Source organism: Pimelobacter simplex (genome assembly GCF_900114845.1).
GTDB classification, from domain to species: Bacteria; Actinomycetota; Actinomycetes; order Propionibacteriales; family Nocardioidaceae; genus Nocardioides; species Nocardioides simplex.
On the sequence record NZ_FOUK01000002.1, the window covers coordinates 567,719 to 581,389 of the forward strand.

12 protein-coding genes are annotated in these 13,671 nt (G+C 70.9%); 4 read left to right on the forward strand and 8 right to left on the reverse strand.

Annotated features, from left to right (window positions below):
• Positions 1-86: 86 nt before the first annotated feature.
• Entirely contained in the window at positions 87-2,219 is a 2,133-nt protein-coding gene (locus BM223_RS10325) for an MMPL family transporter (protein WP_038677946.1), read from the forward strand.
• Between the two features lie 6 nt (positions 2,220-2,225).
• On the opposite strand, the gene BM223_RS10330 is transcribed toward BM223_RS10325, so the two are convergent.
• Both BM223_RS10330 and BM223_RS10335 read right to left on the reverse strand, forming a co-directional pair.
• Positions 2,226-2,729, reverse strand: a complete 504-nt coding sequence (locus tag BM223_RS10330; protein ID WP_052138427.1) for an RDD family protein — start codon at positions 2,727-2,729, stop codon at positions 2,226-2,228.
• Positions 2,726-3,154 carry a hypothetical protein gene (locus tag BM223_RS10335; protein WP_141267215.1) on the reverse strand — a complete coding sequence of 143 codons (429 nt, stop codon included), beginning with the start codon at positions 3,152-3,154 and terminating at the stop codon, positions 2,726-2,728. Before BM223_RS10335 ends, BM223_RS10330 begins: the two co-directional genes overlap by 4 nt.
• A gap of 27 nt (positions 3,155-3,181) precedes the next feature.
• Between BM223_RS10335 and cls the strand changes: the two genes are divergently transcribed.
• From cls to BM223_RS10350, 3 genes are all read left to right on the forward strand, one after another.
• The gene (cls, locus tag BM223_RS10340) at positions 3,182-4,654 is read left to right on the forward strand and encodes a cardiolipin synthase (protein ID WP_038677944.1); all 1,473 of its coding nucleotides are present in this window, start codon (positions 3,182-3,184) and stop codon (positions 4,652-4,654) included.
• Positions 4,655-4,863: 209 nt separating this feature from the next.
• Positions 4,864-5,085 (forward strand): hypothetical protein, encoded by a 222-nt coding sequence (locus BM223_RS10345; protein ID WP_038677943.1) that lies wholly within the window; start codon positions 4,864-4,866, stop codon positions 5,083-5,085.
• A gap of 259 nt (positions 5,086-5,344) precedes the next feature.
• Entirely contained in the window at positions 5,345-6,595 is a 1,251-nt protein-coding gene (locus BM223_RS10350; protein WP_082003615.1) for an HNH endonuclease signature motif containing protein, read from the forward strand.
• A gap of 32 nt (positions 6,596-6,627) precedes the next feature.
• Here BM223_RS10350 and BM223_RS10355 read toward each other — a convergent pair whose 3' ends face one another.
• The 6 genes from BM223_RS10355 to BM223_RS10380 are packed head-to-tail and all read right to left on the reverse strand — an operon-like array spanning position 6,628 to position 13,658.
• Positions 6,628-7,443, reverse strand: coding sequence for a prepilin peptidase (locus BM223_RS10355; RefSeq protein WP_342351428.1), 816 nt, complete (start codon positions 7,441-7,443; stop codon positions 6,628-6,630).
• Positions 7,425-9,560 (reverse strand): hypothetical protein, encoded by a 2,136-nt coding sequence (locus BM223_RS10360; RefSeq protein WP_141267214.1) that lies wholly within the window; start codon positions 9,558-9,560, stop codon positions 7,425-7,427. Before BM223_RS10360 ends, BM223_RS10355 begins: the two co-directional genes overlap by 19 nt.
• The gene (locus tag BM223_RS10365) at positions 9,557-10,237 is read right to left on the reverse strand and encodes a type II secretion system protein (protein WP_141267213.1); all 681 of its coding nucleotides are present in this window, start codon (positions 10,235-10,237) and stop codon (positions 9,557-9,559) included. Before BM223_RS10365 ends, BM223_RS10360 begins: the two co-directional genes overlap by 4 nt.
• Positions 10,228-10,710, reverse strand: a complete 483-nt coding sequence (locus BM223_RS10370) for a type IV pilus modification PilV family protein (RefSeq protein WP_038677939.1) — start codon at positions 10,708-10,710, stop codon at positions 10,228-10,230. Before BM223_RS10370 ends, BM223_RS10365 begins: the two co-directional genes overlap by 10 nt.
• Positions 10,710-11,915 carry a type II secretion system F family protein gene (locus BM223_RS10375; RefSeq protein ID WP_038677938.1) on the reverse strand — a complete coding sequence of 402 codons (1,206 nt, stop codon included), beginning with the start codon at positions 11,913-11,915 and terminating at the stop codon, positions 10,710-10,712. The genes BM223_RS10370 and BM223_RS10375 overlap by 1 nt, the downstream gene beginning before the upstream one ends.
• A 3-nt stretch (positions 11,916-11,918) precedes the next feature.
• Positions 11,919-13,658, reverse strand: coding sequence for a GspE/PulE family protein (locus BM223_RS10380; RefSeq protein ID WP_082003613.1), 1,740 nt, complete (start codon positions 13,656-13,658; stop codon positions 11,919-11,921).
• Positions 13,659-13,671 lie beyond the last annotated feature (13 nt).

The window sequence follows — 13,671 nt, forward strand, 5'->3', positions numbered from 1 at the left end:
TTCCTCCCGATTCGCTATCCCCCCAGGGGGTTCTGTACGGTCGCCAGCCTAACCCCCCAGGGGGATAATCGAAAGGAGCCGCCACCGTGGCGCAGCACACCTCCCCCGCCGGCCCGCTGGGCCGCCTCGGCCTCTGGGTCGCCGACCACGGCCGGCTCGTGGGGATCGCCTGGATCGCCGTCGTGATCGGGCTCGGGATCTTCGCCCCCTCGGTCGAGAAGAACCTCTCCGGCGCCGGCTGGCAGGCCGACGGCTCGGAGTCCGTCGCCGTCCGCGACCTCGCCCAGGAGCACTTCGGCGGCAACGCCAGCCATGCGCTCCAGGTCGTCGTGCACAGCACCGACGGCCCCCTGGACGACGGCGCCGGCGACGGCGCGCGCGTCCTGGCGCAGGTGCGCGACGTCCTCGAGGCCGAGCCCCGGCTCGCCGAGGTGATCGCGCCCACGCCCGGGGCGAGCCTCTCCCCCGACGGCCGGACCGCCGTCGTCCTCGCCGGCGCCGGCGTCGACACGAACGAGATGGTCCGCGTCGCCTCCGACCTCAAGGAGGAGCTGCAGGCCCTGTCGACGCCCACCGTCCAGGTCAACCCGACCGGCTCGTCCCTGCTCTGGTCGGACTTCAACGAGGCCAACCTCGAGGCGATGCTGACCTCGGAGATGATCTCCTGGCCGGTCACGCTCGCGATCCTCGTGCTCGCGTTCGGCGCGCTCGTCGCCGCCGGGCTCCCCCTCCTGCTGACCCTCGCCGGACTCGTCGCGTCGGCCGGCTCGCTGGTCCTCGTCAACGAGCTCGTCCCGGTCTCCATCTGGGCGATGAACTTCGCCATGATGTTCGCGCTCGCGCTCGGCATCGACTACGCGCTCTTCCTCGTCGTCCGCTACCGCGCGGCCCGGATGGGCCGCGACGCCTCACCCCGGCAGGCGATCGCCGAGACCATGGACACCGCCGGCAAGGCGGTCCTGCTCTCCGGCGCGACCGTGCTCGTCTCGCTCTCGGCGGTGCTGCTCGTGCCGTCGCCGTCGTTCCGATCGATGGCCGGCGGGATCATGATCGCCGTCGTCTTCGTGCTCGCCGCGACGCTCACCCTGCTCCCGCTGGTCCTGGTCCGCCTCGACCACCGGATCGACCGGCTCGCCCTCCCCTGGGCCCGCACCACCGAGCACCGCTCCCCGGTCTTCGCCCGCTGGGGCGCCCACCTGTGGCGCCGTCCGCTCGCCTGGGGCCTCGGCGCGACCGCCGTCCTGCTGCTGCTCGCCGCCCCGATCGCCGGGCTGAGGACCGGCATGCCGTCGATCAAGGTGCTGCCGGACGACGCCAGCGCGCGGGTCGGCTACGCCCAGGTCAAGGACGCCTTCGGCCCCGGCGCACCGGGGATGCTGCAGGTCGTCGTCGCCCGCCCGGACGCCGACGCGGCCGCCGCGGTGCTCGCCGACGACGCCGGCATCCGGTCGGTGCTGCCGCCGCAGCCTGCCGCGGACGGCAGCGACCTGGCGATGATCCAGGCCGTCCCGACGGTCGACCCGTCCGACCCGCACCTGCCCGCGACCGTCGAGCGACTGCGCGCCGACCTGCCGTCGTCCGCCCTGGTCGGGGGCGCCGCCGTGGAGAACATCGACCTCACCGACCAGCTCGACCGGTCCACGCCGCTCGTCATCGGCGTCGTGCTGCTGCTCGGCTTCCTGCTCCTGCTGGTCGCCCTGCAGGCACCGCTGATCTCGCTGCTCGGCACCCTCGCCAGCCTGCTCTCGACCGCCGCGGCGTTCGGCGTCGCGCGGCTGCTCTTCCAGGACGGCCACGGCGCCGGTCTCCTCGGGTTCGAGCCCCAGGGCTTCCTCGACGCCTGGGCGCCGGTGTTCTTCTTCGCGATGATCTTCGCCATCGCGATGGACTACACCGTCTTCCTGCTCGCCGCCGCCAAGGAGCACTGGGAGCGCACCGGCGACCCCCGCGAGGCCATGGTCGGCGCCGTCGCCCACTCCGGCCGGGTGATCTTCGCGGCCGGCGGTGTGATGGTCGCGGTCTTCTTCACGTTCGCCCTCTCCGGACCGCTCCCGCCCAAGGAGATGGGCGTCATCCTCGGCGTCGCCGTCCTGCTCGACGCCTTCCTGGTCCGCCTCGTGCTGCTCCCCGTGCTGCTCCGGCTGTCCGGTCGCGCGGCGTGGGCGACGCCCGCCTGGCTGCGCCGGATCCTGCCCCGGATCACCTTCGCCCACGGCTGAGCAGTCTCAGGCCGCGTCGTGCGCCCGCAGGTACGCCGCGAGCGGCCCCGGCAGCTGCGCCGGCCGGTCACCCCAGTCGTAGACGACTGCCGTGCGTGCGATCAGGTCGTGCAGCGCGCGGTGGTCGCGCCGGAACGCGATGAGCAGCAGCCCGATCGCGAACACCGACGTGCTGAGCGGGAACGCCAGCACCCGCACGACCGCCGCGGACGGCCGCACCGGGTAGCCCAGCCGCGAGACCACCTTGAGCCCCACGACGCCCTTGCCGACCGTCCGCCCGGAGATCGCCGTGCCCACGGCGACGTACAGCGCCGCCCAGCCCAGCAGGACCGCCGTCGCGAGCACGCCCGTCCCCTTCTCGATCGAGAAGTTGAACAGCGCCTGCGACAGGAACCCCGCCAGCCCCACCCCGACCGAGTACGACGCGAGCACCACCGCGACGTCGATCGCCGTCGCCGCGGCCCGGCTCACCGGTCCGGCGTACCGGCCCGTCACGGTCGGCCGGCTCATCGCCGCACCTCCCCGGCCGCACCCGGCCCGACGAGCGCCGGCGGACCGACCGGCGCCGGACCGCGCCGGCGCAGCAGCCGGTCCACGATCCCGGTCACCACCGTGTCGAGCCCGACCACCTGCCGCCGCGCGACGTCCAGCGTCCGGCCGGCCAGCTGGCCGGTCGTGTCGGCGACGACGTCGGGGATCCCGGCGCGCTGCACCAGCTCCTCGAGGTCGACCCGGGCGAGCAGCCGGTCGATGTCGACGCGGTCGAGGAGGCGGTCGACGTCCACCCGGTCGAGCAGGCGGTTCACGTCGACCCGCTCCAGCAGTGCGTCGACGTCGACCTGCTCGATGATCTCCTCGATCGGCACGACATCGACCACCTTGCCGGTGACCGCACCCGCGACACGTCCGAGCAAGCCGTGGTCTGGAGGCGTCATGCGGTCAGGATTCCATAGGGTGCATCCATGAATTGGCCCGTTCCGACGTCGACACTCGGCTGGATCATCTTCGGCCTCGACCTGGTCCTCAGGTTCGTCGCGCTCGGCATCATCCCCGGCAACCGCAAGCCGTCGACGGGCATGGCCTGGCTGCTGCTCATCATGATCGAGCCGATCATCGGCTTCTCGATCTTCCTGCTCCTCGGCCGGACCCGCCTCGGCAACCGCCGGATCACCCGCCAGCGCACGGCGATCGCTGCCATCCGCGAGCAGTCCGAGCGGCTGCCGCTGTCGTTCGACAGCGCCCGCCTGCCGGCGCCGATGGCACGGGTCGCGGACCTCAACCAGCACCTCGGCGCACTCGCGCTGACCGGCGGCAACGAGGTCCAGCTCTGGCCCGACTACCGCGGCACGATCGCCGAGATGGCCGCCGAGATCGACCGCGCCCGCAGCCACGTCCACATCGAGTTCTACATCACCGCCTGGGACGAGGTGACCGACCCGGTCTTCCAGGCGATGATCCGCGCGACCGACCGTGGCGTCGACGTCCGGCTGCTGTTCGACCACATCGGCTCACGCCGGATCCCGGGCTACAAGAAGATGGTGAAGCGGCTGCGCGGCACCCGGATCGCCTGGCACCCGATGCTGCCGATCAAGCCGCTGCAGGGCCGGTTCCGGCGTCCGGACCTGCGCAACCACCGCAAGATCCTCGTCGTCGACGGCAGCGTCGGCTTCACCGGCTCGCTCAACCTCACCGAGCCGGGCTACAACAAGCCCGCCAACCACAAGCTCGGCCGCGAGTGGGTCGAGCTGATGGTGCGCCTGGAAGGCCCCGTGGTCGGCGCGCTCAACTCCGTGTTCGCCTCGGACTGGTACGTCGAGACCGGCCAGGTCGTCGACCTCGTCCCCGTCTTCGGCGAGCCGGACGCGCGCCCCGACGAGGTGTTCGACGTCCCCTGCCAGGTGGTCCCGAGCGGCCCGGGCATCGTCGCGGAGAACAACCTCCGCATGTTCACCACGCTCCTCTACGCCGCCACCGAGCGGATCTCCCTCACCTCGCCGTACTTCGTCCCCGACGAGTCGCTGCTGTACGCCGTCACCACTGCCGCCGAGCGCGGCGTCGCAGTCGAGCTGTTCGTCAGCGAGGTCTCCGACCAGTTCCTCGTGGGCCACGCGCAGGCGTCGTACTACCGGGCGCTGCTGGAGGCGGGCGTGCGGATCTACCAGTACCCGGCGCCGTACATCCTCCACTCGAAGCACTTCACCATCGACGAGCAGGTCGCGGTCGTCGGCTCGAGCAACATGGACATGCGCTCGTTCGCGCTCAACTACGAGGTCTCCCTGATGATGCCGGACCCCGCCGTCGTCGCGAAGATGCGCGAGGTCGAGGACACCTACCGCGCACTGTCCCGGGAGCTCACCCTCGCCGACTGGGAGCAGCGCCCCGCCCGCACCAAGTACGTCGACAACGTGGCCCGACTGACCGCGGCCCTGCAGTAGCGCAGGCCCGAGACCCGAGCAGGCCCGAGACCCGAGCAGGCCCGGGACCCGAGCAGGCGCAGCCCGGGCCCCCGTCCCGGCCGGCCTGGCCCGTCCGGACCGCGCGGGCGCCCCGACCGGCCAGACCTCGGCCGTACCCGTTGCCGCACCCCACCCGGGCGGCGATCCTCGGAAGGTCGCAATCTCGCACGTCACGGAGGCCGAGGCAGATGAGCGCACGCACCGCCGTCCAGGACGAGCACGAGCACGATCCCGGCCTGGCCCCCGCCGGGCCCGCCCCGCACCTGTCCCCGGAGCTCGAGGAGGTCATCCTCGAGATCGCCGCGTCCGAGCGCGCGCTCGACGACGTCCTGCTCCGTGCGTCCCGGCTCCACGAGAGCCACCTCGACCACGACCCGCGGTCGTGCCTGGTCTGCTTCGGCGACCGCTGACGCTCGGCCACGCCGCGCCTCGCATGCGCCGAGGCCGCCCGCCTGAGCAGAGCTCTCGGGCAGGTCTGCCGAGAACCTGACTTGACAGAGTGCTCGAACGCATGTTCGAATCGACGCACGTCGGAGCAATACTCCTCGGTGGCTGATGGTTCCGGCTTGGCCCACCCCCTGCGGTGGGTCGCCTCCCTCACAGGCACCTGCCCCGAGACGTGAGAACCCGCTGCTTCCTGCTGGGTCCGTGTCTCGAGAGGGGTAGGTCATGTCGGTCGATGCCGTCGCTACGTTGCACCCGGTGCTCGCCTGCGCCCGCACCGTACGTCGCGCGCTGGCCGAGGTCGCCGACACCCAGCCGGCCTACATGTCCACCCTCGAGAAGCAGACGGCACTTGTCGAGCTCGCGAAGGCCGAAGCCCAGGTCACCGAGCTGCGCCTGCGCGTCCTTGCAGCCTCGGGCGAGGTCGGCGACCAGTCCGGTGCCCGCAACGCAGCAGCCTGGCTGTCCCACGAGACGCGCGCGGAGCCGGCCGCCGCCCGGTCCGACTGGCACCTCGCCACCTCCCTCGAGGACCGTCCTCTCCTCGCGACGGCCTTGCGTGCCGGCCAGGTCTCGCCCGCTCAGGCCCGCGTGATCGCCGACGGTGTGGCCGATCTGCCCGAACGCCTCGGCGCCGAGGTGCGCACCTCGGCGGAGAAGACCCTCGTCGGCTATGCCGCGCACTACCGTCCCGGCGAGCTCCGCCGTCTTGCCCGGCGGATCCTCGACGTCGTCGCCCCCGAGGTCGCCGAGGCGGAAGACGGTCGTCGTCTCGAGGACGAGGAGCGGCGGGCCCGCGAGACCGCTTCCCTCCGCTTCCATCCCCTCGGCCGCGGGCGTACCCGCCTCGTCGGGATACTCCCCACCAGCGTCACCGACCGCCTGCGTACCTACCTCGACGCCTTCACCTCGCCCCGCCAGGCCGATGGCGCTGCCCACGGCGAGGCCGACCTGATTCCGCCGTACCGCAAGCGCGCCCATGCCTTCGCCGCACTCCTGGAGCACCTCGACCCCGCTCGGCTTCCCGACCATGGCGGCGATGCCACCACGCTCGTCGTCACCCTCGGCCTCGACCAGCTCCGCACCGAGCTCGCCGCCGCAGGGGTGCAGACCAGTGACGGCGACACCACCATCTCGGCCGACCAGGCCCGGCGGCTCGCGTGCACCGCACGCATCATCCCCGCTGTCCTCGGGACGGCCGGCGAGGTGCTCGACCTCGGCCGGGCCAGCCGTCTCTTCCGCCCGGCCCAGCGCCGCGCCCTGCGCCTGCGCGACCGCTCCTGCCGCGCCGAGGGCTGCACGATCCCTTCCGCCTGGTGCGAGACCCACCACCTCACCCCTTGGTCACGCGGCGGCCGCACCGATCTGGCCGACGGCATCCTGCTCTGCTCGTACCACCACCACCGCATCCATGACCGCGCCTTCGACCACGATCGGCTGCCCAACGGCGACGTCCGCTTCCACCGGCGCACGTAGGAGTGGGCACCACGGTGACGATGCCGCGGCTCTCAGAATCCGATGCTGTCGAGGTAGAAGTCGCCCAGGTGTCCCGCCCCGAGGATCGCCGCCCACGCGCCGAGCACCATGAACGGCCCGAACGGAAGGGCCGTCCGCCGTCCAGCCCGCCCGCCGGCCATCAGCATCAGGCCGGCGACCGCACCCAGCAAGAAGCCCAGGAACGCACCGACCAGAAACGTCCCCCACGAGAGGTAGGCCGTCATGCCGCCCACCATCCCGGACAGCTTCACGTCGCCGAATCCCATTCCTCCGGGCGCGACGTACCAGATGACGAAGAAGAACGCGGCCAGCGCAACCGTTCCCTCGGCCGCCCGCACCAGCGCCGGCCCATCGCCTCCGATGGCCAGCAGCGCTGCCAGCGCAGGGTACGACGGCAGCACGATCGCATCCGGCAGCCGCTGGACGTCGAGGTCGATCAAGGCGAGCGCGATGCCGACACCGGCGAAGGCCAGGTACGCCGGCAACAGCCGGAGCCCGCCCTCGTCCGTCCCGAGCCGCAGCGCGACCAGGGCGAAGCCGACGCCCGTGCCGAGCTCCACCCAGGGGTAGCGCGCGCTGATCGGCTCCTGGCAGTCGTAGCACCGACCCCGCAGCACCAGCCACCCCACGACGGGGACGTTGTGCCGCGCGCGGATCAGGTGCCCGCACTGGGGGCAGGCCGACGGCGGCCGGACGACCGACTCCCCCGCCGGCACGCGGTGCACGACCACGTTGAGGAACGACCCGACCGCCAGCCCCAGGAGGCCGGCGAGCGCCGGGACGGCGATGCGGAGGAGTTCCTGCTCGGTCAGCGGTTGTGGCTCCAGCTCAGGACGGTCATCTGCCGGTGCGGCGGCCCCGGCGTCCCCCCATCGTCGAAGATCTTCACCTTCGACTTCAAGGCCAGCTCACCGCCGGTGGCACAGGTGGTGCCAGGGCAGACGTAGACCTCGAGTCGGACCAGCGTCGTCTCGACGCCGAAGCCCGGTGTGTTGTCAGGGATCTCGATGACCGGGTAGGTCTGGTCCGACGCGCCGTTCCAGAACTGGAACTCCAGCTGGCGAGCGACGAGACCGAACTTCATGATCTCCGACGCGAAGTTGCCCAGGAGGAGCTGCAGGTCGCCGTAGGGCACGTAGGTCGTCCCCTGGAAGTAGACCTGGACCTTGTTGTTGCCGTTCTTCATGTCGATGAAGCGGCAGCCCCCGCCGGTGCCGTCGATGCACGTTCCGCCCTGACCGCGGAGCACCGGGACGTAGTACGTCAGGTCGAGCTTGACCATGTCGACGGTGGTCGTCGCGGCGTTCTTCTTCGCATTGGCGGTGTAGGCGATCGACGCGCCGGCGTAGCCGTTGTCGTGGATCTCCTTCTGGAGGCTGTTGAGGTTCGTACCGGTGATGGCGAGATCGGACGTCGTCGCAGTGGCCGAGACGGGCACGTTGACGGCGGTGGTGGTCGTGCCGCCCACGGTGACCTTGGCGGTCGCCTGCGAGCTCGCCGTACCGTCGGCATCCTGGTGCCGCACGTGCAGCGTCGCTGCGGTGAGGATCGATCCGGGCGGTACGGCGCTGCCGGGCGCGAATCCCTGAGCGGTCAGGGTCGTGCTCTGTGCGGCCGCCGACGTGGTCTTCCACGTGGCGGCGTTGCCGTCGTTCGGGGCGGCGAGGTCGGCCTCGGTCGCCGCGCCGGTCGTGGTCGACCGTGTGAAGGCTCCCGCCGAAGGTACCGATGAGGCGACGAGCCCGTTCGCGTTGGTTGCGGTCGGTGTGGTCCCCGACTTCAGGCCGTACAGCTCGATCGGCGGACGGTCGGCGTGGTAGGTCGCGCACAGCTCCATCTTCGAGTTCTGGTCGACGTAGATCCGGCTGCTGCCACCGAAGACGAACTGCACGCCCTGGGCGTTCACGTCGGTGATCGGGCTGCGGCAGGCGCCCGGGACGGACACATTGCTCGGCGGCTGGCTGAGCGTGTTGTTGTTCGCGTCGACCGGCGTTCCCCCGATGACGGTCGCGCCGTTGATGGTCCACGTGTTGCCGCCGGTGCCGTAGACGTTGCTGGGGCAGACGTTCGCGCAGCTGTCGTTGTGGAAGTCGAAGTAGTAGGTGCCGGGCTTGAACCACGCGACCGAGCACAGGTTGGTCGCGGTGTTCAGCGTGCTGGCGTTGTCGTAGTAGCCCGGCTCGAAGATCGCGACGCCACCGCTGCAGGTCGTGGGCGGCGTGCGAAGACCCGGGATAGTCCCCCCGAGCTCGCTCGCGTAGTTCGGATCGGAGATCGGCGGGCCGCTGTTGCAGCTCTTCGGACTCGCGGTCACCGTCGCATCACAGGAGCCGACGGCGCGGACGCCACCGGCCAGCACGTTGACCGGACCCTTCACCGCGCCGTTGGAGTAGATCCCGCCGCGCACCAGCAGTCCTGGGCTCTTGGAACCCGTCGCGTCGACCGCACCGCCGAGCGTGACCACGGCATACCCGGGCTTGTTCGCATTCGTGATGGGCACCGCGGAGCCTTGGTCGCCGGTGTCGTTGTCGGGCGTGCAGACGACGCGCGCCGACATCGGCTGCTGTGTCTCGCCGCCGGCCTGGGGGATCAGGTTGTTGAGGACGAGGGTGTCCTTAGCCGTCGCGGTCGCGAGCGGGCCGTCGTAGCCGAAGCATCCGGTGTTCTTGACGTTCGTGTAGTACCAGCCCGCCGGCTCGCCGCTGCCCACGTTGTAGCCGGTGCGCAGCGCGTTGATGGCGACCTGGGCGCCGGCATCCGCGGCGTACGACGTGCGGGCGACATCGCGCAGGGCGACGGTGGCGCGCAGGCTGCCGTCGCCACGGGTCAGCACGAACCCGGTCACGACGGCGACCACCGTCACGATCGCCATCGCGATGATGAGCAGTGCTCCGCGGTCGTCGCGCGCCGGAAACAGGCGTCGCAGGTATCGCCGGACTCTCATGACTGTCTCCGTTCGCCCGAGAGGGTGGCCGTGTAGGCGACGGTGTCGTGGCCTTCAGGGTCGAGGACGGCGAGATCGATGCGCACCACCGACGGCACGTCGGCGCCCGATCCGGTGCACGCGACATTGCAGCTCACGGTCGGCGGGGCCCGCAGGCTGTGGGCGACGCGTACCGTCGAGTCGACCGCGCTGCCGCTGCAGCGGATCCGGACCAGCTCGTACGCGCCGCCGACCGCGCGGGCGACGTAGCTGACCGTGATCTTGGGCGGGGTCACCGTCGAGTCCGGCGAGACGTACTCGCTCCAGGCCAGCGTGACCACGGTGGTGCCGGATGGCAGGGTGCACGACGGACTGACGTTGACCGACTGCTGCAGCGGGAACGACTTGGAGGGCGCGTCGTAGGCGCGGACACCGATGCTGGCCACGTCGCGCTGCCAGTAGGCGGCGGCGAACTGAACGTCCTGCGACTCGGTCATCCGCGCCTGGGTGTCGACGGTGGTCTTGAAGTAGCTGATCACCACGCCCGTGAGGGCAGTCACGATGATGCCCATGATCGCCACGGTGATCACGAGCTCGATCAACGTGAAGCCTCCGTCGCCGGCCGCACTGCGGCGCGCGTGCCCCGAGCGTCCCGGGCGAAGCCGGAGACGCAACGACCTCAGCAGTCTCAGTCGCATGACGTCGTCGCCCCACACGCTCGACGGACGACGATCGTCAGGCGCTCGGTGGCGCGGCCGTCGTCGCTGCGCACGCTGAGCCGCAGCCGCTGGACGCCGCGGTCGGGGCAGGAGCCACCGGACAGGACCGAGCCGTCGCCGTCGAGCGGCTGCGCCGCGCCCTCCTGCTGCGCCGTGTAGCCGTCGGGCTCGTCGAAGCCGACGACGCCAGGCGTGTACGCGGAGGCAGAGGCGCACGACACGTAGTGGGCCGACTTGTCGAGGTAGGTCTCGATCGCCTCGGCGTAGCTGCGCACGTAGGCGCCACCGGTCGACTGCTTGCGGTGGATGTCCGAGGTCTGCACGGTCAGCTGGAGTCCGGCCATCACGGCGACGCCGGCGATGCTGAGGATCGACAGTGCCACGAGCGTCTCGATGAGCGTCACGCCGTCGTCGGCACGGACCCCCGCGCGCAGACGCCCGAGGCCGCGCATCAGACCTGCACCTGCTGGAAGATGCCGTACATGGCGGAGACCAGGGCGACGGCCACGAAGCCGACGATGCCGCCCATCACCACGATCACGATCGGCTCGAAGAGCGCGGTCAGCTTCGCGATCTTGTAGTCGAGCTCGTCCTCGTAGTACTCCGCCGTCACCTCGAGCTGGGTGTCCATCGACCCCGTCTCCTCGCCGACGCGCAGCATCGAGGTCGCGGTCCCTGGGAAGAGCTGGGTGCGGGCGAGCGGACCGGCCATCCCCTGGCCTTCGAGCATCTGCTCGGTGACGCCGTTGAGCCTCTTGATGAAGACCCGGTTGCGCAGGGACTCGGTCGCGACGTGGAGCGCCTCGGGCAGGTTCACGCCGGCACCGACCATGGACGCCATCACCCGGCAGAAGCGCTCCACCAGCGCGTACTGGATCGTCGTGCCGAGGACGGGGACCTTGAGCAGGAAGGCATCGCGCGCGTACTTGCCCTTCTCGAACCGGAGGATGATCCAGCTGAGCAGCAGCCAGGCAGCGAGGGCCGCCAGGATCGCCCACCACCAGGTGCCCAGGAAGTCCGTGAAGCCCATCAGCATCCGCGTCGGCAGGGGCAGGGTGGCGTCCAGCTCCTCGAAGAAGTCCTGGAACTTCGGGAGCACGTAGACCGCCAGCACGACGACCGTGACCACGGACATGATCGCGACCGCGATCGGGTAGATCAGCGCGGACTTGATCTTCCGTCGCGCCTCCAGGTCGCGCTCGATGTAGATGGCCAGCCGCGCGAGCACGGTGTCCAGCTCTCCGGTGAGCTCGGCCGATCGGACGATGCCGCGGTAGAACTCCGGGAACACCTTGGGATAGCGGTCGAGCGTGTCGGAGAAGCGCTCCCCCGCCCGGAGCCCGTCCTCGATCTCGTGCATCATCCGGCGTACCGAGGAGTTCTCGCTCTCCGCTCCGATCGAGTGCACGGCGTCGAGGATCGGCAGGCCCGCCCGGAGGAAGGCCGCGATCTGGCGAGAGAGGTGCATGACGTGCTCGCGCTTGATGCGCGGGCCGGAGATCTCGTACTGGAGAACGCTCTTCTTCTCGATCACCCGCAGCTCGCGCAGGTCGCGCTGGAACAGAGCGACCTCCGCATCGCCGCGGCTGGCGGCCTTGTGGGTGCCCTTGACGTGCTGACCCTCGAGGTCGATACCGACATACGCGAACTTGGGCATGGTTCAGACTCCTGCGACGTAGATGGCGCGCATGACCTCGGCGGCTGTGGTGACGCCGTCACCCACGAGCCGAACGGCCTGCTCCTGGAGAGTGCGCATCCCCTGGCTCCGGGCGAGCTTGCGCATCTGGTCGTGCGGCGCGCGGTCGACGATCAGCTCCCGTACCTCGTCGGTGACGACGAGCATCTCGTAGACGCCGATCCGCTCCAGGTAGCCGGTGTGGGCGCAGAAGTGGCACCCGGTCCCGTGCTGCCAGCCGCCCATCGGCTCGGTGCCGCCGAAGCTGCGCAGGAAGGCGAGCTCCTCGGGCGACGGCTGGTACGGCGCGAGGCACGAGGTGCAGCTGCGGCGAACCAGGCGTTGGGCGACGACGGCGGTCACCGATGAGGCGATGAGGAACGCCTCGATCCCCATGTCCAGCAGGCGGTAGAGCGCCGACACCGCCTCGGTCGCGTGGAGCGACGACAGGACGAAGTGGCCGGTGAGCGCGGACTGGACGGCGATCCGGGCGGTGTCGACGTCCCGGATCTCGCCGACGAGGATGACGTCCGGGTCCTGGCGGAGGATCGACTTGAGCCCGCCGGCGAAGGTGATGCCGGCCTGCTCGTTGATCTGGATCTGGTTGATCGAGTCGAAGGTGTACTCGACCGGGTCCTCGATCGTCATGAGGTTCTTCTCGGGGGTGTTGAGCTCCCCGAGCGACGCGTAGAGCGTGGTGGTCTTGCCGCCTCCGGTCGGGCCGGCGCAGATGACCATCCCGAAGGGCGAGCGGATCAGCTGGGAGTAGCGCGCCGCCGTGTCCGCCGGCATCCCGAGCTGCTCGAGCCGGAACAGCGGCCGGCTCTTGTCGAGGAGCCGCATGACGACCTTCTCGCCGCCGACGACCGCCGTGGTCGACACGCGGATGTCGACCTCGCGCCCGTCGACCTCCATGGTGATCTGGCCGTCCTGCGGGCGACGGCGCTCGACGATGTTCATGCCGCCGAGGATCTTCACCCGGCTGACCAGCGCGGGGCCGATCGAGCCGGGCAGGTCGAGGACGTCCGTGAGAGCGCCGTCGATGCGGTACCGGATGCGGACCCGATCGCCGGACGGCTCGATGTGGACGTCGGACGCGCGATCGCGCAACGCCTGGGTGATGACCTTCTGCACGACCTGGACGACGGGCGCCTCCTCGTTGACGCTGACCGAGTCGAGCTGCTCGGCCTCGCGGCGGAGCACGTCGCGCGCCTCGAACGCCTGGATGTGGCCGACCACCTCGCGGGTCGCCGGGTACGCCGACGCGATCGCGCGGTCGAGGTCACGCCGGGTCGTGACGAGCGGGCGGACCGGCTGCTCGAGGACCGCGACCAACGCTTGGACACGTTCGGGAGCCGGGTCGAGGACGGCCACGGTGACCGTGCCGTCGGCTGTCGTGATCGGCAGCGCGTCCAGGGTGATGGCCTGGTCGCGCGTCAGCAGCGCGATGGCCTCGGCGTCCGGGGTCAGGCTGCGGAAGTCGGCGACGCCCACCTGGTGGTGGTCGGCGAGCGTCCGGGCGAGGGCGTCCTCGGTGATCACACCGGTCGCGGTGAGCCGTGCGGCGAGCGAGCCGCCGTCGGCCAGACCGCGGGCCGCGTCCAGCTGGTAGGGCTGGAGCCGGCCGGCTCCGACCAGGATCCGGCCGAGCCGCTCGTCGTCCTCGTCGTTTCGTGCGACGGCGACCGGCGCGTCCGCCTTGCTGTGCTTGCCCTTGAGCCTCATCGGTGGCCGTCCC

What these genes read in the sequence shown, in the direction of transcription:
- BM223_RS10330 (WP_052138427.1), bottom strand. Translation starts at nt 2,729, where the DNA reads ATGAGCCGGCCGACCGTGACGGGCCGGTACGCCGGACCGGTGAGCCGG.
- BM223_RS10335 (WP_141267215.1), bottom strand. Translation starts at nt 3,154, where the DNA reads ATGACGCCTCCAGACCACGGCTTGCTCGGACGTGTCGCGGGTGCGGTC.
- cls (WP_038677944.1), top strand. Translation starts at nt 3,182, where the DNA reads ATGAATTGGCCCGTTCCGACGTCGACACTCGGCTGGATCATCTTCGGC.
- BM223_RS10345 (WP_038677943.1), top strand. Translation starts at nt 4,864, where the DNA reads ATGAGCGCACGCACCGCCGTCCAGGACGAGCACGAGCACGATCCCGGC.
- BM223_RS10350 (WP_082003615.1), top strand. Translation starts at nt 5,345, where the DNA reads ATGTCGGTCGATGCCGTCGCTACGTTGCACCCGGTGCTCGCCTGCGCC.
- BM223_RS10360 (WP_141267214.1), bottom strand. Translation starts at nt 9,560, where the DNA reads ATGAGAGTCCGGCGATACCTGCGACGCCTGTTTCCGGCGCGCGACGAC.
- BM223_RS10365 (WP_141267213.1), bottom strand. Translation starts at nt 10,237, where the DNA reads ATGCGACTGAGACTGCTGAGGTCGTTGCGTCTCCGGCTTCGCCCGGGA.
- BM223_RS10370 (WP_038677939.1), bottom strand. Translation starts at nt 10,710, where the DNA reads ATGCGCGGCCTCGGGCGTCTGCGCGCGGGGGTCCGTGCCGACGACGGC.
- BM223_RS10375 (WP_038677938.1), bottom strand. Translation starts at nt 11,915, where the DNA reads ATGCCCAAGTTCGCGTATGTCGGTATCGACCTCGAGGGTCAGCACGTC.
- BM223_RS10380 (WP_082003613.1), bottom strand. Translation starts at nt 13,658, where the DNA reads ATGAGGCTCAAGGGCAAGCACAGCAAGGCGGACGCGCCGGTCGCCGTC.